Annotated in this window: 18 protein-coding genes, 1 pseudogene and 3 riboswitches; all 19 genes and pseudogenes read right to left on the bottom strand. The window is 50.9% G+C overall.

The features are described 5' to 3' along the window. Positions 1–31 precede the first annotated feature (31 nt). Positions 32–199 (bottom strand): annotated as a pseudogene (locus tag BLR06_RS19215) (precorrin-8X methylmutase); the annotation flags it as partial. 61 nt (positions 200–260) lie between these two features. Continuing rightward, positions 261–1,517: an ABC transporter ATP-binding protein gene (locus tag BLR06_RS07705; protein ID WP_092070844.1), complete on the bottom strand. Its 1,257-nt coding sequence runs from the start codon at positions 1,515–1,517 to the stop codon at positions 261–263. Further along, entirely contained in the window at positions 1,517–2,512 is a 996-nt protein-coding gene (locus BLR06_RS07700; protein ID WP_092070841.1) for a FecCD family ABC transporter permease, read from the bottom strand. The genes BLR06_RS07705 and BLR06_RS07700 overlap by 1 nt, the downstream gene beginning before the upstream one ends. Before the next feature lie 266 nt (positions 2,513–2,778). Next, on the bottom strand, positions 2,779–4,677 hold the full coding sequence (locus BLR06_RS07695) for a TonB-dependent receptor plug domain-containing protein (RefSeq protein ID WP_092070838.1): 1,899 nt from the start codon (positions 4,675–4,677) through the stop codon (positions 2,779–2,781). A 224-nt stretch (positions 4,678–4,901) separates the two neighbouring features. Beyond that, a riboswitch (cobalamin riboswitch) is annotated at positions 4,902–5,084 on the bottom strand. 92 nt (positions 5,085–5,176) lie between these two features. Further along, positions 5,177–5,512 (bottom strand): hypothetical protein, encoded by a 336-nt coding sequence (locus BLR06_RS07690; protein WP_092070835.1) that lies wholly within the window; start codon positions 5,510–5,512, stop codon positions 5,177–5,179. Between the two features lie 171 nt (positions 5,513–5,683). Next, positions 5,684–5,867, bottom strand: a riboswitch (cobalamin riboswitch). Between the two features lie 99 nt (positions 5,868–5,966). Next, positions 5,967–7,298 (bottom strand): MATE family efflux transporter, encoded by a 1,332-nt coding sequence (locus tag BLR06_RS07685; protein ID WP_092070832.1) that lies wholly within the window; start codon positions 7,296–7,298, stop codon positions 5,967–5,969. Positions 7,299–7,434: 136 nt separating this feature from the next. Further along, positions 7,435–8,226: an ABC transporter ATP-binding protein gene (locus tag BLR06_RS07680; RefSeq protein WP_092070829.1), complete on the bottom strand. Its 792-nt coding sequence runs from the start codon at positions 8,224–8,226 to the stop codon at positions 7,435–7,437. Further along, positions 8,220–9,041, bottom strand: coding sequence for an ABC transporter ATP-binding protein (locus BLR06_RS07675; RefSeq protein ID WP_092070826.1), 822 nt, complete (start codon positions 9,039–9,041; stop codon positions 8,220–8,222). The genes BLR06_RS07680 and BLR06_RS07675 overlap by 7 nt, the downstream gene beginning before the upstream one ends. Then, positions 9,038–9,883: a nickel/cobalt ABC transporter permease gene (opp1C, locus tag BLR06_RS07670; protein ID WP_092070823.1), complete on the bottom strand. Its 846-nt coding sequence runs from the start codon at positions 9,881–9,883 to the stop codon at positions 9,038–9,040. Before opp1C ends, BLR06_RS07675 begins: the two co-directional genes overlap by 4 nt. Before the next feature lies 1 nt (position 9,884). After that, positions 9,885–10,817 (bottom strand): nickel/cobalt ABC transporter permease, encoded by a 933-nt coding sequence (gene opp1B / locus BLR06_RS07665; RefSeq protein ID WP_245698065.1) that lies wholly within the window; start codon positions 10,815–10,817, stop codon positions 9,885–9,887. A 65-nt stretch (positions 10,818–10,882) separates the two neighbouring features. Next, positions 10,883–12,469, bottom strand: a complete 1,587-nt coding sequence (gene nikA / locus BLR06_RS07660) for a nickel ABC transporter substrate-binding protein (RefSeq protein WP_217636859.1) — start codon at positions 12,467–12,469, stop codon at positions 10,883–10,885. 16 nt (positions 12,470–12,485) lie between these two features. Further along, positions 12,486–12,674, bottom strand: a complete 189-nt coding sequence (locus BLR06_RS07655; protein WP_092070818.1) for a hypothetical protein — start codon at positions 12,672–12,674, stop codon at positions 12,486–12,488. 157 nt (positions 12,675–12,831) lie between these two features. Continuing rightward, positions 12,832–13,341, bottom strand: coding sequence for a GNAT family N-acetyltransferase (locus BLR06_RS07650; RefSeq protein WP_092070815.1), 510 nt, complete (start codon positions 13,339–13,341; stop codon positions 12,832–12,834). Positions 13,342–13,368: 27 nt separating this feature from the next. After that, on the bottom strand, positions 13,369–14,172 hold the full coding sequence (locus tag BLR06_RS07645) for an ABC transporter ATP-binding protein (protein ID WP_217636858.1): 804 nt from the start codon (positions 14,170–14,172) through the stop codon (positions 13,369–13,371). After that, positions 14,150–15,001 (bottom strand): ATP-binding cassette domain-containing protein, encoded by an 852-nt coding sequence (locus BLR06_RS07640; RefSeq protein ID WP_092070809.1) that lies wholly within the window; start codon positions 14,999–15,001, stop codon positions 14,150–14,152. The genes BLR06_RS07645 and BLR06_RS07640 overlap by 23 nt, the downstream gene beginning before the upstream one ends. After that, positions 14,979–15,812 (bottom strand): nickel transporter permease, encoded by an 834-nt coding sequence (gene nikC, locus BLR06_RS07635; RefSeq protein ID WP_092070806.1) that lies wholly within the window; start codon positions 15,810–15,812, stop codon positions 14,979–14,981. The genes BLR06_RS07640 and nikC overlap by 23 nt, the downstream gene beginning before the upstream one ends. Continuing rightward, positions 15,809–16,798 (bottom strand): ABC transporter permease, encoded by a 990-nt coding sequence (locus BLR06_RS07630; RefSeq protein WP_092070803.1) that lies wholly within the window; start codon positions 16,796–16,798, stop codon positions 15,809–15,811. Before BLR06_RS07630 ends, nikC begins: the two co-directional genes overlap by 4 nt. Continuing rightward, positions 16,746–18,296 (bottom strand): ABC transporter substrate-binding protein, encoded by a 1,551-nt coding sequence (locus tag BLR06_RS07625; protein ID WP_092070800.1) that lies wholly within the window; start codon positions 18,294–18,296, stop codon positions 16,746–16,748. Before BLR06_RS07625 ends, BLR06_RS07630 begins: the two co-directional genes overlap by 53 nt. An 87-nt stretch (positions 18,297–18,383) precedes the next feature. Beyond that, positions 18,384–19,724 carry an MATE family efflux transporter gene (locus BLR06_RS07620; RefSeq protein WP_092070797.1) on the bottom strand — a complete coding sequence of 447 codons (1,341 nt, stop codon included), beginning with the start codon at positions 19,722–19,724 and terminating at the stop codon, positions 18,384–18,386. 119 nt (positions 19,725–19,843) lie between these two features. Continuing rightward, a riboswitch (cobalamin riboswitch) is annotated at positions 19,844–20,028 on the bottom strand. Positions 20,029–20,060 lie beyond the last annotated feature (32 nt).

Raw genomic sequence — 20,060 nt, 5'->3', positions numbered from 1 at the left:
TAAATTCCGGGGCTGTTGTCCCGCTCAGGCGCTAGTGAATTATATACAGCAAGGCATTGACAACCGCAGCCGCAATCGGACTTCCCCCCTGATTGCCCTGGACGACGATATAGGGGACTCTTCCGTCCGGCATCTGCTGTTCTTTGGCTTCACTGGCCCCAACAAACCCCGCCGGCACGCCAATAATCAGCGCCGGACGTTGCTGGTTTCCTCCATGATTGCCGCGGTCTTTGCCGTCAGAGCAACATCACCCCCTTCTGTCATTCCGTCCCGGCCTTGTTCAGACGAAGCAGAAATTCAGGCGTAGTCATTACCTCAACCTGCGGCAGGGCAATAAGCCGCCGGTACAGCGCAGTGGCCCGGCCGCCGGTGAAATCTCGCCCGTCAATAGCGGTATCTTCAATCACCGTCAGCCTGGCCGCTTGAAAAGCCGCCGCCAGGTTGTCGATATTCTGCTGGCCATAGCAAAGATTGGTCAATACCACCCAGTCGGCGCAGGCAACCTTATGCCGGTTGAGGGCTGCAAGCCGCTCGTCAATCGCCCCGAATGCCGGCCCGGCCAGATAATCGACCTGAAAAGCCTCCGCCGCATCCGTATCGCTGTCTCCCTGATGAAACACGCCGCCGCTTAAACAACAGCCTTTTTCATATAAGGACCGCATAATGCCGCCGGCCGAGCCGCCGCCGCCAATAATATGAACGCTCTGACCCGAACACGGCCCGGCTCCCGCCACATAGGTATGAATATCAAGATGCCCGGTCACCTTATTGGTAAATACGGCCGAGTGCAAACCATAGGCGGTTTCCAGGTTTTGAGCCGTGACCACCTGCCGGGGCGTCCCGTCAGCCACCACCCTGCCCTGGGCCAGCAAAATCAGACGGGAGCAAAATTTAGCGGCTAATTTTATGTCGTGCGCCACCAACAGGGCAGTTTTACCCTGCCGGCAGATTGTCTGGCAATGCCGGAAAATTTCCTCTTGGTAAACCAGGTCAAGACTGGCGGTTGGTTCATCTAAAAAAATCAACGGCGTCTCCTGGGCCAGCACCTTCGCCAGGAAAATACGCTGCCGTTCCCCGCCGGAAACTTTATCCACCGGTTTTCCGGCCAGATGCCGTACGCCGGTGAACTCCATGTATTTGCCGGCAATTTGGTAATCTTCCTCCCGTTCGTTCTCCCACCACTGCAGGTAAGGGTAACGTCCGGCCAGAACAACTTCCAGTGCGGTAAAACCAAAAGTCACATTCACGTCCTGCTGCAGATAAGCGATCAGCCGGGCTAACTGCTTGTCCCTCAAACTGCTGACAGGACATTCATTGACTTTAACCGCTCCCGCCGCCACCGGCCATAAGCCGCGCAAACTGCGCAGCAAAGTGCTTTTTCCGGCGCCGTTCGGGCCAATAATACCAACAAATTCCCCGGGGCTGACGGTGAAACTGATATCCTGCAGAATATTCCGGTCCCCCAGCCGGACCGAAATATGCTCCGCCGCCAGTACCGGTTGACGGTCCGCCTGCATCAGCCCGCCCCCCTTTGGCTGCGTCTCAGCAAATATAAAAAGTACGGCGCACCTAAAAGAGAGGTTATAATTCCCGCCCCGATTTCAGTCGGGGGAATAAGCAGCCGTCCAAGGGTATCACAGACCAGCAGAAACAGCCCGCCGCAAAGCGCGCAGGCCGGCAGCAAAATTCGATGCTCCGGGCCAATTACCAGCCTTAGCATATGGGGAATTACCAAACCGATAAAGGCGATAATGCCGCTGACGCAAACAGCAGTTGCCGTGGTTACGGCGGAAACAAATAACAGCAGCAAGCGCAACGCCAGAACCGGTAGCCCGACCGCCCTGGCTTCCTGCTCACCCAAAACCAGAACATTTAGCTGCCTGGCCAGAAAACATAAAATAGCAATCCCGCCCAAAATTGGTCCGGCAGCCAGAAAAACATGCTCCCAGCGCCGGTAATCCAGTCCGCCCACCATCCAGAATAAAAATTCACGCAGCCGGTATTCATTGATAAAGGTTAAAATACCGGAAGTTAGCGCGCCAAACAGCATGCTGACCGCTACACCGGATAGGAGCAGCGTGGTTACCGGTATTTTGCCCTTTTGCAGCGCCAGCCCCACCGTAATGCTCAGCGCCAGCAGTGAGCCAAGCAAAGCAAACAACGGCAGGTAATAGATGCCGTTTGCCCCGATTCCCAAAGCAATAGCAATCACCGCCCCGAATGCTGCGCCGCTCGACACGCCGATAATGCCCGGATCAGCCAGGGAATTGCCGAAGACCCCCTGCATGACCGCCCCTGATACGCCTAATCCTGCGCCCACCAGCAAACCAACCAGAATGCGCGGCAGGCGGATATGCCAGATAACCGCCGTCTGCTCCGGCGTCAGGACCATCTGCTGTCCCCCCGGCAGGCCCAGCTGCTGGCCCAGGACTCCCAGCATTGCCGCCACCGGCACATGTACCTGCCCCCAGGCCAGCGAAACCAAAACCGCTATCGCCAATAGCAGGGCCATTCCGGAGAATAAAGCAGCCCGGCTGATTTGCCTGCCTGTTCGTGTTATCAGTCGTCTCACCCCTGTCTGTATCAACTCTCCGCACATACCTATATCGCTATAAATGTTATGTAAATAAAACACGCCGAAAGATAGTAAAGTCCCGCGGCTCACATTAGCGCCGGCTATTTTGCCCATCACATGTAAAGTATTACACGCAAAGAATACCTTGTCAACAAGACTACCGCCCGTATCCGGACGGGGTCCATGTCACTTTATCACGGTCTTTAAAAGGTTTGGGTATACCCGATACGGTAAGAACGCGGCAACGAGTAATAGTAAGAAGTGCTATGGGTATTAATATCGCGCCGGTCAAGCAAATTATCCACAACCAGGCTGACGGTCCTCCGTTCATCCATCGCATAGGCCACAGTAAGAGTTACCGGAAATTGTGGTTTTTCGGTAAACGCTCTGTTGGCAAAATAGTTTGCCAGCAGGTTTGCGGTCCATTTATCCTCTGAATAGCGCAGAGCAGTATTAAATTGCAGCCGGCCATACTGAGAAATCCATTTGCCGTTTGAGTTGCTATTCTTAATCTCAGGATTTCCATAACTGGCACCAACCAGATAGCTGAAAGCTCCATTCAGCCGTTTTTGATAACTAAGCTCTATCCCGCTATTTCTATAAGGGGTATTCTCCGGAATATAATAAGAGTCGGCATCAGGAATGTTGGCATTTTGGTTAATATATTTTATTGACTCATAATCCATATAAAATAAGGCTGCTTTAAACGTACTGCTGTTCCCCTCCCACTTTAGGCCTGTTTCATAATTCCAGCCCTCCTCAGGCTGTAAGTCCGCGTTCGAACCGGTCAGATCGCCTGAAGTATCATACAATTGATTAAATGTTGGCATCTTGAACGATTTCCCGGTGTTAATATACCACGATTTATGCTCATTTAGTTTTTTGAGTAGTTGAAATTGCGGCGAAAACGCTGAAATTGTATCGCTGCCGGTGTCAACATAGTCCTGGCGTATACCCAAAATTACAGTGGTATCATTGCCGATCTCTTTTGAGGCTTGTAAAAACGCTGAATAACTGTCACGCGATTTATCCAAGCGAAGTTTATCGGCAGCCGGCAGCCTGACATTGTTCTTATACTGAGCATGTGAATAGCCCCAGCCGCCCAGAAAATTAACACCGGAAGCATTCCATGTAGTCTGAGCATCAATACCGTATTCGGCAAATTTATATCGTTCGCTATTGCTATGGTTGGCACTGGCTGTATTCAGACTGGTATATTTGTCATAATCACGTTGCTGAAGATTGCTGTAAATCCCTACATCCCAGCGCGCACCGTCATAATGAAGCCGCAAATAATCTTTTGTGTCTTCATATTGAGAGGCCTGCTTCCTGGTATTCCAGTCAAAATTGGGCTTTGACCCGGCATATTGCTCAAAGCTGTATTCGTTTTCAATATGGCCGTGCGTAAAGCTCCATTGCTCATTGAGTTGATACGACCACTGAAAAGAACGCTTTTCGCTGCCGCCGGTGCCATAACCTGATGCCGATAATCTTTTAACCCGGTCCATTTCCTGCATTGCGCCTATAATACTGAATTGATCCGCCTGTAGAGAAATAGAATGATTCTTCTGCCCAAAATTCCCCTGGGAATAGGCAATACTATTGTTCGCGGTTTTTTTCGTGATTACGTTGATCACCCCGCCAAAGGCCTCACTGCCATATAAAACAGAAGCTGCTCCTTTCAATATTTCAACCCGTTCCACATTTTGCAGCGGAATATCCTCCAGGTTATAATTCCCGTCCATATTCATTTTAACGCCGTTAACTAATATTAATGTCCCTTTTTCCGAGCCGCGAATTACTGCCTTTGATGTCATACCGGCCCAGGATTGCCCGCCGGGGCCCATAGAATGATAAATCATTCCTTCCGTAAATTTTATCGCCTCAAGTACGTTGGCGGCTCCCGTGCTTTTCAGCTGCTCCTCTGTATAAATATTGACATAGGCCGGAGTCTCCAAATCTTTTGATTCCACTCTAAGCGCCGTCACGATTACCTCGTCTAAATTAAACTCCGCCGCCTCGCTGGCAAAACTACAGGCTGGTTGACCCAATATTCCTACAACCAGTCCCAGTAAAAATTTTTTCTTCACGTTTAAATTCATCGTCTCTCTCCCTCTGTCACAATACAAAAAATGCTTACCTGCCTGTTACGTCATTCCTGAAAATAAACCCGGTATGTGATCAGCGCATAAAAAAACCTCCCTGTATTAAGGGGAGGTTTGTACACATTGATTTTCGCATAAATAAATCCCGGCGTAAATTTACGCCGGGACGAAATAAGCACAATAAAACTGCACAAATCCCCTCCCCATCGCTCGCGGGTCAAACGGTGATTGCTATACAGGCAGTTCTCCTGGCTCTAGTTCATTGCTCATCCGCACCTTCCCAAGACCCATGGCCTCAGTGGCATATCCGGACTAGCTCCCTATTACAGTGGCGGGACCGCGCCGGCCTTTAACCGGTCTTCCCTATTAAGCCCTCTGCGGGCACCTATACCAAATATAAAATTTTCACTTTATATGAGAATTATGGCATAATAAGGCTGATTTTGCAATATCTATGGCGGAATTTGTCCTCTGCAAACCGCAATTCAAGCTTGCTTTACAGTCCCATTCCCAGCATTACCAGGATAATAACCGGAATAACCATAACCAAAATAGCATTAAGCGATAAGCGAAAATACCAGTGAATCCCGATAATCACAGCGCAGGAAAACAGGGCCAGCAGCTCGGAAGCCACTACAATGCTGCCTGTCAGAATGTATTGATAATAAACATAAACTGTCATGATTGCCGCAACCACCGCTATAACCGATAAATCCGGCCAGTGCTTTATATTCCAGTCAGCTACCCGTAAAAAAATAAAAATGCTTGCCAAACTGATCAAATGAACCACGGCTTCTCTTAACAGCCAGGCCAATTCATTCACACTAAACATAATATCTCCTTTAAGTTAGGGTTCAACCTTATCATTTCTAATCATAATAAAAAGCATTCGCTGCGAATGCTTTTTGGCATAACGTAAAAATCCGGCGTTTTTAAACACGCCGAATCGAAATAAGCATATATTAAAACTATGCAAATCCCCTTCCCATCGCTCGCAGGTCAAACGGTGACTGATGTATAGGCAGTTCTCCCGGCTATGGATCATTGCTCATCCAAACCTTCCCAAGCTAAATCTCAGTGGCATTCTCTTGGACTGCTCTGCCATTACCGTGGCGGGACCGCGCGCCGGCCCTTCGCCGTTTTTCCCTATTAAGCCCTCTGCGGGCGCCTATACCGAAATTTAATTTGTTGTTACGGGTTAATCTTATCCAACAAGGTTTCATTTGTCAAGTGCATCTTGCAGTATTCCAAAAAAGGACACTGTCCCTGTCTACGATACTCCTTAACTAAGAATGCAGCAACTTTTTGAATCGATAAAACAAAAACCCCGACCGGATGACATAATCAATCAGATTTACCAGCCAGGCGCCGGCAATCCCCAGCTCAAAGATAAAGCAAAGCACATATATGCCAATAACGCGAATTAGCCAAATACCGGAAATCGTACTGTACATCGGACTCTTGGTATCGCCGGCGCCCTGCAGCGCGCCGGCGATTACCAGGCTGACTGCAATAAACGGCTGGGCAAAGGCGTCAATTCTCAGTCCGATGGTCACCATGTCAATGACATTTTGATCGTTGGTAAACCAGGCGCCGGCCATGGCCGCAAAAATAAAATAAATAACCCCGATCACTCCCATAAAGACAGCGGCAAGCCCCATGATGACAATGCCATAGCGGTAGGCATCCTGCTTGCGGTCAGCGCCAACATGGTTGCCGACAATCGTTGTCGCCGCAACCGCCAGACCGTATCCCGGCATAAATGAGAACTGAGAAATATTTCCGCCAAAAATAAAGGAGGAGTAGGCATCTGTTCCCAGCCGGACAATGAGTCCGGCATAAAACAGCTGCCCTAACCGCATAATCAAACGTTCGGCAACTGCCGGGCCGGATATCTGCAGCAACGGCCGGGTAAATTGACCAGCCCAGCCCTGAGCTAAGGAAAAAGCCACCTTGGATTTTTGAATATAAGCATAAAGCGCCGCAACACCAGCCAGCCGTGAAATCGTTGTGGCCCAGGCAGCGCCGGCAATTCCCCAGCCCTCCCATTCCCCGCTTCCAAAGATCAGCAGATAGGCCAGCGCAATATGCAGCAAATTAACCCACACGCCAACCTTCATTGGGGATGTCGTATCACTGGCGCTGCGCAGAATATTGCCAAATATCGTCATCAGGGAAATAAGCACCGATGGTATTGCGACAATCTGAAAATACGTTACCCCCGCGGCCATCACATCAGGCTCGGTCCCCATATAGCGCAGCAACGGTTCAGCAAACAATAAGGTGACCACGCCGGCGAACAAGCCTAAAAAAATCGCCAGCCAGGTTGACTGCCTGGCAATAGCGCTGGCCCTGACAATATCCCCCGCCCCGATACAGCGGGCAATGAGCGAAGACGCCCCGATTCCCATCGCCATAAATACTGCAATATAAATAGCTACAATAGCGTTTGTTACGCCAACGGCGGCAACTTCGTGCAAGCCGATTTTCGCGACAAAGAGCGTATCAACAAAGCCGACGACCGTCAGCAGAAAGTTTTCAATTACGGTTGGAACAGCCAGCGCCAATACCACTCTGACTTTCTCTCTCCATGTAGTTCCGGCACCCGCTTCAGGCATGTGCAAATCTCCTGTCAGTTGATCCTCGTTATTTTTCCATCAATTACCGCCATTTCATTATATCCCCCCTCGGGGGATATTTCAAGCAGAAATTAATTGCTTAAGCTTCAAATAACGACAGACATAAACCATTCAGTTATTGACCCATTTCACCGGAATGGCTGCTACGGCCGGCCGGACAGCCGCCAAACGGTATTACTGAAGCCAGCAATTGCCTGGCGTAGTCATTTTTCGCCTCAAATAACCGCGAGCTGGCAAGTTCTTCGACAATCATACCCTGATAAAGAAACAATACACGATTACATAAATTGGTAATTGTCTGCAGGTCATGGGCAATAAACAAATAGGTAAGATTCAGCTCAGCCTTTAACCCCTTAAGCAATTCCAGTATCTGCGCCTGCACAGATACATCCAGAGAGCTTAAGGCCTCATCCAGCACCAGGAAACGCGGCCGGGTGGAAATGGCGCGGGCCAGGCAGACCCGCTGCAATTGGCCGCCGCTAAGTTCGTGAGGATACCGGCCCAGCAGCGCGGCCGGCAAGCCGACCTTATCCAGCAGCGCCGTAACTACGGCCCTCGCAGGCTTATTCAGCATAACCAGCGGCTCAGCAATGATTTCCTCCACCGTAAACCGGGGATTGGCTGAAGTGGTATAATCCTGGAAAACCACACTCATTTGACCGGGATGGCTGCTGCGCCAACTGCGAACGCCTTGGTTTTCAATGGTGATTTCGCCGCTGTCGGGCTGCTCCAGACCAAGAACCAAACGGCTCAATGTACTTTTGCCGCTGCCACTTTCTCCAATCAGGCCGACACACTCTCCCGGCCTGATTGTAAAAGAAATGCCTTGCAGGATTATTTGCCGTTTACGTCCCCAGCCGATCCCGGGCCTGGCATAACTCTTTACGATGTTTTTTACAGTCAGCATGATATTTTGCACCTCCGGATCATTGCATCCCGGAAAGGTTTGGTCAGTGCAATCCGGGTATCAACCAGGTAGCGGGTATATTCATGCTGCGGGTTGTAAAAAACCTGCGCCGCAGCCCCGTATTCCACCCTCTCGCCATTTTGCATGACCAGCACCTGCTGGGCCAGCTTCTCCACAACACCCAGGTCATGAGAAACAAAAATAATTGCCGTCCCGGTAACCGCCTGCAATCGCCGGAACTCATCAACCACTTCCCGCTGATTGATAGAATCCAGCGCAGTTGTCGGTTCGTCGGCAATGACAATATCCGGTCTAACTGCCAGCGCCAGGGCAATCATGCAGCGCTGCAGCATCCCGCCGGATAGTTGGTGAGGATATTTCTGCATTACACCGGCAGGGTCACGGATACACATTTTCTCCAGCGCTTCTAACGCAGCAGACTGAGCCTGCCGTCTATCCCAGGACAGTGTTTCCCGCAAGGTTTCAATCAGTTGATCACCCATTGTATATAACGGGTCAAACGCCGTCATGGCATCCTGCAGAATCATACAGATGCGCTTCGCGCGAATTTGACGCAGTTTCTCAGCCGGTGCGGCCAATAGGCTGCTTCCGGCAAACCGGACATCTCCCGTAGTCTCCAGCCAGGGATTGGTCAAACCAATCAAGGCCTTGCAAGTAACCGACTTCCCGCTGCCGCTTTCACCGACAATTCCCAGGCAAGTATTGGCCTGCAAAGCGAAATCAACATTGTTCACCAGCACCTCACCGTTGCGCAGATCACGCACCGTCAGCCCTCGCACATTCAATAAGCTCATTTGTTCACCGCCTTATGCCGGTTATATTTAGGGTCCAGGGCATCGCGAATACTGTCGCCAAGAAAACTAAACGCCGAAACCACCAATAGAATAGCCAGACCGGGAGCCAGCATTTGCTGCGGATGGGTGATCATGACATTTTTAGCTTCATTGAGCATCATTCCCCACTCCGGCATGGGCGCCTGTACACCCAGCCCCAAAAAGGACAGCGCCGAAATACTTAGAATTACCCAGCCGGTATCCAGTGTGGCCAGAACAACAATATCACTAAGCACGCCGGGCAGTAAGTGCTTGCGCATGATATGGCCCGTACTGCAGCCTGCAACTTTGGCAAAACGGAGGTAATTTCTATCCGTATACTGAATAACCAGCGAACGGATCATCCGGGTATACCAGGCCCATTTTGCGGCAATATTGGCAATGACCACATTGGTCAGGCCCGGTCCCAGCATGCCCACAATCGCCAGAATCATTACCTCGCTGGGAAAAGACAGTAAAACATCACATAGCCGCATAATGCCTTCATCAATCCGTCCGCGGAAAAACCCGGCGGTCAGTCCCAGCAAAGTTCCGATCAACAGGGTGGCAGCCATGGTCACCAGAGATAATCCAACCGTAGTACGGATTCCATACAATAGCCGGGAAAGCACGCAGCGCCCTAATTGATCCGCACCAAACGGATAGTCCGGGCTGACGCCGGCATATTTAACCGCAAGATTGGGAGCAAGGGGATCATGCGGCGCAATGACCGGCGCAAGCACGCCAAGCAAAAAAACGCCGCCCACAATGCCCAGGCAGAGCATTGCCAGTTTATCCTGTTTCAGCCGTTGCCAAAAAACCATTTTATCCCTCCTGCCTAAGGCGCGGATCAATCCACGCGCTAACGATATCCACAAGTAAATTGCAAACAACAAACAGTACCGCCATGAGTAATATATAAGCCTGAATAACAGGATAATCGCGGTTAAAAATAGCGGTGACGCATAGCCGCCCAATACCCGGCCAGGCAAAAATATTCTCGATGATAACAGTCCCTGCAATGAACTTGGGAATAGACATACCAAAGGCGGTAAGCGACGACTGCAGGGAATTTTTTAATATATGTTGGTTAATTAGCTGTTTGCTTAAGCCGCGGGCCCGGGCATACAGCACATAATTTTCCTGCTTATTCTGGATCATATTATTGCGGATCAGACGAATATAAACGGAAATGTAGGTAAGCGCCATAGTAACGGCAGGCAGCACGATGGAAACAGGGCCATTCATGCCGCTGGTAGGAAAAAGATCCAGTTTTACGGCAAACAGCCAGATAAACAGCAGTCCTGCCCAGAAACTGGGCATCGCTGTTCCCCAAAAAACAAACGCCCTGATCAGCCTGTCGCCAAGGCTGCCTTCATAGATTGCACATAAAACCCCGGCAGTCACACTAAGGACAACGGTAATGGTCAAAGCTGCAGCCGAAAGAAGCAGTGTAGCCGGCAGCGCCCGGCTTATTTCCTCAAGGACCGGCTTCTTATTGACAAAGCTCCTGCCAAAATCACCCTGCAGCGAAGCTGTCAGCCAGTCTGCATAGCGGATAAAGAAGGGCCTGTCCAGCCCCAGCTCTGCCCGCATTCCGGCAATCGCCTCCGGCGTCGGGGTAATTTCATTTACCCGCAGCGCCACTTCAGCCGGATCACTGGGGCTAAAATTAATTAAAATAAAGGCCAAAAAGGATATCCCGATGAGTATCGGAATAATCGTAAGCACCCGCCGCAGCAGATAAGTTCTCATCATTACCTCCAGAAGGTCAGCAAAAGGAGTAATGGAAATTTCCATTACTCCTGTATGAAAATACCGATTTACTCAAAATACATTTTTTCAAATGCTATTTCATATTGTGAAGGATTAAAGGTAACGCCTTTCAAGGCCGCAACATGCACGGCTTTAATCCGCGAATAAGTGAGCGGCAGATACACGGACTCCTGGTGAACATAAGTCAATATCTCATCATACAGCTTCTGCCGTTTATCCCTGTCCTGTTCACTGAGGATTGTCCCGACCGTATCATCCAGCCAGGCTTTGCGGGCAATACCTTTTTGGGCCTGGTAATCGCCGTGGGCCGGTAATCGCCAGGAGGATACATAGGTATGGGGATCATAAGGCAGCCCCCAGGACTGGGAATACTGCAAATCAAATTCGCCGGTTTTTTGCCGGTCAAGAAAGGCCTGCTTTTCCTCACCCAAAATATGCAGTTTAACTCCGATTTCCTTTAAATTGCTCTGAATAAATTCACTGATTGTGCGTTCCTGGGCATTGTTGGAGTTAAAAGAAATTGTCACTTCGCACAGTTTCCCGCCTTGATAACGGTATCCATCCGGCCCTGTAATCCAGCCGGCGGCATCCATCAGCCGCTTTGCCTTTTCCCTGTCAAAAGAACGGGCGGGTAAAGGCACGCCGGCATAAGGCACCGTTGGCGACAGCAAGGTATCCGCAATTGTCTCAGTACCATTTAAAATGCCTTCCGCGATCTGTTTCTTATCAATCGCATATTGAAACGCCTCACGCACCTTAAGATCCTTGGTTACCGGCCGGGAAGCATTCAGCAAAATGGCTCTGGAGCCAATGGGCTGACTTAACACCGCCTGATATTTGCCTTCTTTCTGCAACGCATTAAACGAATCAAGATCAATCATATCACCATCAGAGCCAAACAGCAGGTCGATTTCGCCCTTTTGCAGCGCCAGCAGGATCGTTTGATGATCAGGCATTACCTGCCAGCGTACCGTATCCAGTTTGGGCTTAGCTCCCCAATACTCCTTATTGGCGGTAAATACAGCATATTGATTCTCCTTATGCTCGCTCAATATCCACGGTCCTGTACCGACATAGCCATTTACGCCATCCTTGGTCGTGCCGTTCATAAAGGATTTAGGCGAAATAAACCGGAAAGGACGGGTCAGGCCCAGTTCCTCCAGCAGCGGATAATAGGGCTGCTTCAGCACCAGCTTATAAGTAAATTCGTCAATAACTTCACCGTAATCAATTTGCTTCACCATCTCCAGCCACGCATGCCGTTTGCCGTTTGCCAGAACAGTATCAAAATTCAGCTTGACCGCCTCAGCGTTAAAGGGTTCGCCGTCCGTAAATTTAACATCCTTTCTTAGATAGAAAGTATATTCCTTCCCGTCAGCCGACACAGCCCATTTTTCGGCCAGCCACGGTTTAACGCCTTCGGCGGTGTTGATCACCAAGGGCTCAAACACCATATTCTGGGCGGCCAGTTCACCGCCGTACAAATGGGGATTAATATTGCGAATATCCTTGGTGCTTGCATAAACCAGCCCGGTTTTCCCCTGTTTGCCGCCGGTGTCTTTACTGCCGCAGCCCGTGACGGCGACCGCCAGCAGCCCAACCAATAATAAAACCATAATTTTGTTCAAATGCAATTCAGTCCTCCTGTATCTATTCTAAACATTGCCGGTACGATCCAACACCAATGAAGTCAATTTCCGGCAAACCTCCATATGTAATAATAATCATTATCAATATATATTGACCCGGCTGCTGTTGGCTAAACAGTACAACATCCGCTTGGCTAAGACCCACAAAAGTTGCAGAACCTCTGCCGACGTCTCTTTCCAGCGCAGCCAATCAATTATCTTCCTACATAATAACATTCCTATGTAAACGCTGTCAATTTTTTCATCTAGAACAAATGAGGCTGTCGCACTAAAATCGTGTGACAGCCTCATTCCATTCTATGTTAGATATTTATAACCTGTACAGGCAAATATCGCTTTATTCAGATTCAAAGGATTTTTTCCATATGGACAATTTCCAAACTGCCGCCCTGGTCAATGGTGATCGCAAACCCTTGTTTCTGCCAAAAATTAAAGCCGCCCGGCAAAAAGTGGTGAGTATGCAGATACATGGTCCGGTAGCCATGGTCTTTGCAAAATTGCGTCATTGCTTCAACCAGCTTTGAACCGATACCCTGCCGCCTTAGCTTGGCATCAATATAACAACGCCCGACTTCGGCTGTTGTCGGAAGATGATAGCGGCCCTTCAGCAATTCAATTCTGCCATTGTAGGCGCAAATTGCCGCCGTGCCAACGACAGTTCCCTCCGGTGTAAAAACTGCCCACATATTGCAGTTGTCAGGCTCCAGATAGGTTTTACCAAGTCCCCAGACATCATCCGTAATGGCCGCCTGACCGTCCTGGGCGAACAGCTCCTGCAGCTGGGTAAATAAAAAGTCCTGTACCGCGCCAATATCTTCGGCCCGAATAGGCCGAATCACTAAATCCCGCTTATCCAAACAAACAACTCTCCTTTGCACCATAGTCTAGTTTGCCGTAAAAAGTTTCAGCAACTGTTTGGTATAAGAATGACGTTCGACGGCAAAAAGATCTTTTCCTTCACAATGGTCAACCATTTGTCCATATTGCATCACCATCAGCCTATGACTCATAAAGTTGACAGCGCTAAGATCATGGGATATGAACAGATAGGACAAGCCCAACTCTTCCTGCAGATCTTTCAGCAGGTTAAGCACCCGCGCCTGAATAGAGACATCCAGACTGGCCGTCGGCTCATCCAGCACAATCAGGGACGGCTCGACGCTGATGGCTCTGGCAATGGCCGCCCGCTGCTTTTGGCCGCCGCTGAGTTCGGACGGATAGCGGTTCAAATAGCTTGCCGGCAAATGAACCTTCGCCAGCAAAGCTCCGGCTATTGCCCGCTCATTTGCGCCCGGGTTGCCTAAAAAGCCCGGGCAGCCCTTCCGCTGGGCGCGGATTGGTTCCAGCAAGGAATCCAGAATCGTCAGCTTGCTGTTAAAGGAGGCGGCGGGATTTTGAAACACCACCTGCATCTCCCGGCGCGCCTGGCGCAGTTCGGCTGGCTTCAGGTTATGCAGGGGACGCCCGTTCAGCCAGATTTCACCCCGGTCCATCCGTTCCAGGGTCAGCAGGCAGCGGGCCAACGTACTTTTGCCGCTCCCGCTTTCACCCACCAGACCTAAGCATTCGCCCCGCCTGATGGTCAGCGAAATTCCCCTAACCGCCTGGTGTCCGCCGTGATAGGTTTTCCAAACATCCTTTACCCGCAGCACTTCCGGGCTTGCTTCAACTGTTTGCTGTAGCGGCACAAAATATCTCTCCCTCCGGCAATTCATCGCCTAATACAGGCAGGCGGCGCGGAACATTGTGGATTGGCGGCACCGACGCCAGCAAATTGCGGGTATAGGTTTCCCGCGGCTTGTCCAGAACTTCTTTTTTCTCGCCGCTTTCTATAATTAAACCGTTTTGCATAATGGCCACCCGGTCCGCATAACGGCGCACACAACGCAGATCATGAGTAATGAACAGCACGGCACAGCCTTTGTCCTTTTTCAGCCTGGCAATCAGATCCAGCACGGTAGCGGCGCTCATGGCATCAAGAGCAGTAGTGGGTTCGTCGGCAATCAGCAGTTTTGGTTCCATCAGCATGGCCAAAGCAAGCGCTGCCCGTTGAAGCTGTCCGCCGCTCAATTGAAATGGATAGCGCTCGTAAGCCTCCGGTCCTTCCAGCCCGACCTCGGCCAGCGCCCGCAGCGCTCTGCTCCGCCGTTCAGCAGCGCTCCAGCCGGTGTGCGCCTGCATGACCTCGTCCATTTGCTTGCCTAAAGTAAAATAGGGGGTAAAAGCGCTTTGGTAGTCCTGAAACACATAGGCAATATCAGTACCGCGGATATTTCGCAGTTCGTCCTTCGACAGTCCGGTCAGCGCCTGCCCCGACAGCGTGATTTGCCGTACTTCCCGCCGCAGCCCGTTAGGCAGCAAATCGGCCAGGGAAAAAGCACTGATACTTTTGCCGCTGCCGCTTTCACCAATCAGGGCAAACCACTCGCCGGCCTGGATGGAAAAGCTAATGCCATGAACCAGCGAACGGTTATCCGGGCAAAATATTTTCAATTCACGAACATTCAGTAATTCCATTGTCAGCCTCCCCTTGACGGTCTGAGCCAAATTTGGCCACCAACCGGTTGCCTAGCAGGTTCATGACAAACACCACCACAAATATGGACAAGCCGGGCACAATCATCAGATAGGCGTCTCTGGTAAAATAAGCCCGCCCTTCATTTAGCATGGATCCCCATTCAGGATGAGGCGGCTGAACGCCAAGGCCAATATAAGATAAAGCGGCCACAAGCAAAATGACTTTGCCGATGTCCAGCGTGGCCAAAGCCAGTACCGGCCCCAGCACATGCGGAATCAGATGGCGGCGGAGCGTGGTAACGGCGCCGGCGCCGCTGATTTTTGCAACCAGCAGGTAATCCTTGGACTTCTCCTGCAATACCACACTGCGCACCAGCCTGGCATAGCCCACCCATTTAACCACCAAAATCGCAAACATTAAATTTAAAAAACCGGCGCCTAACAACCCGCTGATAACAATGGCGACAATATATTCGGGAAAAGCCATAAAAGCATCGACCAGACGCATCAGCGCCCAGTCTACCCGGCCTCCCCAGTAGCCGGCCAGCAGGCCGACCGGGACGCCGACCAGAATGGCCAGTCCCAGCGCAGCCATACTGATTCCCACTGTGGTCTGCCCTCCGGTCAAAATCCGCGACAGCATATCCCGGCCCAGCTGGTCGGTGCCAAACCAGTGCTCTGCGCCGGGCGGCTGCAAGCGCTTGGAAAGATCGACCAGATTTGGATCATGCGGCGCCAGCCAGGGCCCGAATAAAATCACCAGGAGAAGAAGGGCCGTAAACCAGACGCCCCAGGAAATATTGCGCATCATCGGCGTTCAGCCTCCTTCAGGGATATTGCCGGGTTTAAATAACGGTAAGACAAATCCACCATTAAATTAATGAAAAAAATCAATAGGCCAATAGATAGGACGAAGCCCTGAATTATGGCATAATCCCGCCGGGTCACCGCCTCAATTGCCAGCTTGCCGACGCCGGGCAGACCAAAAATAACTTCCACCACCACCGAACCGCCCAGCAGGCTACCCAGGCTTACGCCCAGAATGGTGACGACCGGAATAAGACTGCCTTTAAGAATATGCCGGCTGAAAATCAGCCGTTCAGAAATCCCTCTGGACCGCGCCGCCCGGATATAATCCTGTCTGGCGCAATCTATTAAGCTATTGCGGAAAATTTTAATGAACGGCGGGGCAATGGCAATGGCTAAGGCCAGAGACGGCAGAACAAGCCCGCCGTTAGCCATACCCACCGCCGGCAGCAGGCCCAGCCGGACCGAAAACAAATCAATCAGCAGCAAGCCCAGCCAAAAAGTAGGAATGGAAGCGCCCATAAGACAAAAAGCCGTACTGAACTTATCAATCCAGCTTCCGGTGTAAAGCGCGGACAGCGACCCAAACACCGCCACCAACAACACGGTCAGCAGCAGCGAAGTAGCGGCAAGCAGAAAGGTCGCCGGAAAGGCCTGGATCAATTCAGCCGCAACCGTTCGCCCGGTCATTACCGACTCGCCCAGATCACCCTGGAACAGGTTAGCCATATAACGGACATATTTCTGATAAAGGGGGTCATTCATCCCCATTTCCTGCCGCAAAGCCTCGACCTGTTCGACCGTTATGGCAATGGTGTCAATCCGGAGGAGCGACAATGTCGCATCCCCCGGAGCCACCTGAACAATCGCAAAACTGACCAGGGAAATGATCCAAAACAGCAGCAGGCCCTCGCCCAGCTTTTTTAGCAGCCACTGTTTATTGCGAAACGATATCCAAATCTTTGGTAACCATTTGGAATTCGAATTCATTGGACGGAGTCACCCAGCCTTTCACGTTTTTCCGGTAAGCGGCAGTTTCATAGGGCGAAGCGATATAGGCGTTATAAGCCCGATCCTCAATCATGGTTGCAATCGCCTTAGCCTTTACATTGCGCTCTTCTTTATCAATTATCTGATTATACTGATCAATCAGAGCAACCAGTTCAGGTACATGCAGCCGGCCATGATTTTGCATGCCTTTCGGCGAAAACGCGGCATTCAGGAAGAAAGAGCCGTCGCCCCGGGTAGTGGTCAGTAGGGAATAGGTGACCAAATCCCAGTTGCCCTGCGGTAAAAACTCGTCGATATTTTCCGCTACATGAATTTCCATTTCAATGCCGACCTGCTTGGCTGACGACTGAACAATCTGGGCAATCTGAGGCAATTCCGGCCGGGCAATGTAAGTCGCCATCCGCAATTTGATCGGCTGGCCGTTTCTCAGCACTTTGCCGTTCTGCACGGTCAGACCGGCGGCCTGAAAATGCTTCAGGGCCTCATCCACGCTATATACGTGTGGTTTTAGCTCCGGCGTAAAAGGATAGTTTCCGGGGAACGGATTATAAGCGACAATCGCCTCTTTCCCCATAACCTTGTCCACGATTTCCTGACGGTTGATCAGGGCATCTATCCCTTTACGGAACTCTTCATTGGCCCACAAATCGTGATTTTGCCCGGAATAATTATAAATCAAGTGATATACGCGCTTGCCGGGCATACTTTCCACTACCAGTTTGTCATTGTTACGCAGTGTGGGCAAAGTCTCTATCGCCGGGCGGTAAATAACATCGGCATCCCCCGACTGCAGCGCCAGCATACGGGCATTGGCATCGTCATTTGCAGTCATGATTACCTTGTCAAGCTTGGCCTGGCCGTTCCAGTACTGCGGGAATTTCACCAGTTGAGCCTCTTTGGAAATATCAAAGGAGGCAAACATAAACGCGCCTGTGCCAATTGGCGGTTTATCCTCCGGCGCGGTAACGTCAATGATGACCGCATTATAGTGAACCAGTTCCGAAGGCAGCGCCGGGTAAGGCAGTTCCGTGACAATGTTTAGAACATCGCCGGCAACCTCAATCGAAGCAATCTTCAGCGCAGCCTTTATCCCCGGGTTAACGGCAATGGAACGTTCCAGACTGGCCTTTACGGCCTCAGGCGTAACATCCTTGCCGTTGTGGAATTTAACGCCTTTACGGATCTTAAATTCCCAGTGCTGTCCGTCGTCGGATTTCCAGCTTTCAGCCAGCCAGGGATACAGTTCGGTTGTTTTGGGATCAAGGCCGATCAGCGTTTCCGTGGTCCCTGAATTCAGAATAAAACTGGTGTGGCAGCGATGCGGATCCATTGTATTCGCCGGCCAGACAGTAATAAATTTAAGCACCTTCTCCTGGCCCTGACTGCTGCTCTGCTTATCGGCAGAGCAGCCGGCAAGCGTCAGCATCAAAACGCCGGTCAATGCGGCAATAATCCATAGATAAGAACGTTTTCTCATGTTTGTCCACCTTTCGTTAGATAAATTTCTATTGCGGACGGCAGTAAGCCATTGCAATCCTGCAGCAGCCTCTCGGTCATGCTACGGCTAAGCGGTCATCTTGCCCATGCGCCGATTAAGTCCCGGCAGGTAAATCCACAGAAACACCGACCGCCCCAGGCTAAAAACCGTAAAGGCCAGCCAGATGCCGTGATTGCCCATTCCGGGAACAGCCAGCCACAGGCAGACAAAATAAGTAGCTAGGGAATAAAGAAGTGAATTGCGGATGGGCGCGGCAAGCGTTGCTCCCACAAAGATCCCGTATAGCTGCAGACCCCAGAAAGCGGCCGGCGGAAACAGGGCAATCCAGAACATGTATTGCAGCGCAACCTGCTGCACCTCAACAATTGTGGTAAACAGTTCGATCAGCGGCCGTTGGAATAATCCTACAATTGCCGTTAGCAGCAAGGCCGTAATACCGCCCCAAAAGGCGGTCAGCCTGACGGTTTTGACATAAAGAGCCTTGTTTTTTTCGCCAATTGCCTGGCCAACCAGTACCGTTCCGGCATTGGCGAAGCCGCTGAGAAAATAAGCCATAACGAAATGCAGCTGCATCAAAACGGCATTGCCTGCAAGAATGGTGTCACCATAACGCAGGCCGTAGGCGGCCAGACAATTATAGACCGTCAGCAGGCAGGCTGTCCGGATAAACAAATCGCGGTTGACCTTCATCATCTGGATAAACGCGGCCGGGTCAATGACCGTTTTTAGCGAAAGGTTATGCACATCGACTGCCCCGGTGCGCAGCAGAATGACGGCGCTGACAATGGCGGCCGCAATTTCCGCAATCAGCGTGGCCGCCGCCACGCCTTCGGCGGTCATGCCAAGACCGGCCACAAACAGCACGGCCAGCAGCATGTTCAGTACATTCATAAAGATCTGCAAGGCCAGAGAAAGCTTTACTTTTGCCCGGCCCATCAGCCAGCCGGCAATCACATAATTGCCAAGGGTAAACGGAGCGCTCCAAATGCGTATGTCATAATAGGCGGCGGCAATCGCGCCAACGGTCCCGCTGGGCGACAGCAACGCAAAAGCAATCTGCTTGATCGGCCACTGCAAGGCGACAATAAGCAATCCGAGACTGACGGCAATGACCATTGGCCGCAGCAGCGCCAGGGTAATCGCCTGTTTATCGCCGGTGCCAACGGCCTGAGCGCTAAACCCGGAGGTACTGACCCGCAAAAAGCCCAAAATCCAATACAGCGTGTTGAAAATCAGTACCGCAATGGAAACCCCGCCAATGTATGCAGCCTGCGGCAGCCGGCCCATAATCGCGGTATCCACCACCCCCAGCAAAGGCGTGGTTAAAGTGGCGATGGTCAGAGGTACGGCCAAAGCCATAAACTTTTTGTGATCAGCCAGGCCAATCACCGTTGTTTTTTCCTGCATGTGTTCTCCTTTAGTCCGATGTATAAAGTAAATGTCCCAATGCAGCCATAACTGTATTGGGACGAAATAAGCACAATAAACTATTGTACAAATCTCCTCCCTATCGCTCGCAGGTAATAACGGTGATTGACATATAGGCAGTTCTCCTGGCTCTGGATCATTGCGCATCCAAACCTTCCCAAAACGGTTGCGTTTCAGTGGCATTTCTTGGAATTGCTCTCCCATTACAGTGGCGGGACCGCGCCGGCATTCAACCGGACTTCCCTATTAAGCCCTCACGGGCACCTATACCGATAATTTAATTGTAGGCACATACTTGCACATAACCTTATGCAT

The sequence above is a fragment of the Dendrosporobacter quercicolus genome (assembly GCF_900104455.1).
GTDB lineage: Bacteria > Bacillota > Negativicutes > DSM-1736 > Dendrosporobacteraceae > Dendrosporobacter > Dendrosporobacter quercicolus.
The sequence above is the reverse complement of the archived record's forward strand: the minus strand, read 5'-3'. Positions and strand labels throughout refer to the sequence as shown.

Excerpts from the sequence above, each read along its gene's own strand:
- BLR06_RS07705 (WP_092070844.1), bottom strand. The coding sequence starts at position 1,517 with ATGCAGGCGGACCGTCAACCGGTACTGGCGGCGGAGCATATTTCGGTC.
- BLR06_RS07700 (WP_092070841.1), bottom strand. The coding sequence starts at position 2,512 with ATGGCCCTGCTATTGGCGATAGCGGTTTTGGTTTCGCTGGCCTGGGGG.
- BLR06_RS07695 (WP_092070838.1), bottom strand. The coding sequence starts at position 4,677 with ATGAATTTAAACGTGAAGAAAAAATTTTTACTGGGACTGGTTGTAGGA.
- BLR06_RS07690 (WP_092070835.1), bottom strand. The coding sequence starts at position 5,512 with ATGTTTAGTGTGAATGAATTGGCCTGGCTGTTAAGAGAAGCCGTGGTT.
- BLR06_RS07685 (WP_092070832.1), bottom strand. The coding sequence starts at position 7,298 with ATGCCTGAAGCGGGTGCCGGAACTACATGGAGAGAGAAAGTCAGAGTG.
- BLR06_RS07680 (WP_092070829.1), bottom strand. The coding sequence starts at position 8,226 with ATGCTGACTGTAAAAAACATCGTAAAGAGTTATGCCAGGCCCGGGATC.
- BLR06_RS07675 (WP_092070826.1), bottom strand. The coding sequence starts at position 9,041 with ATGAGCTTATTGAATGTGCGAGGGCTGACGGTGCGTGATCTGCGCAAC.
- opp1C (WP_092070823.1), bottom strand. The coding sequence starts at position 9,883 with ATGGTTTTTTGGCAACGGCTGAAACAGGATAAACTGGCAATGCTCTGC.
- opp1B (WP_245698065.1), bottom strand. The coding sequence starts at position 10,817 with ATGATGAGAACTTATCTGCTGCGGCGGGTGCTTACGATTATTCCGATA.
- BLR06_RS07640 (WP_092070809.1), bottom strand. The coding sequence starts at position 15,001 with ATGGAATTACTGAATGTTCGTGAATTGAAAATATTTTGCCCGGATAAC.
- nikC (WP_092070806.1), bottom strand. The coding sequence starts at position 15,812 with ATGATGCGCAATATTTCCTGGGGCGTCTGGTTTACGGCCCTTCTTCTC.
- BLR06_RS07630 (WP_092070803.1), bottom strand. The coding sequence starts at position 16,798 with ATGAATTCGAATTCCAAATGGTTACCAAAGATTTGGATATCGTTTCGC.
- BLR06_RS07625 (WP_092070800.1), bottom strand. The coding sequence starts at position 18,296 with ATGAGAAAACGTTCTTATCTATGGATTATTGCCGCATTGACCGGCGTT.
- BLR06_RS07620 (WP_092070797.1), bottom strand. The coding sequence starts at position 19,724 with ATGCAGGAAAAAACAACGGTGATTGGCCTGGCTGATCACAAAAAGTTT.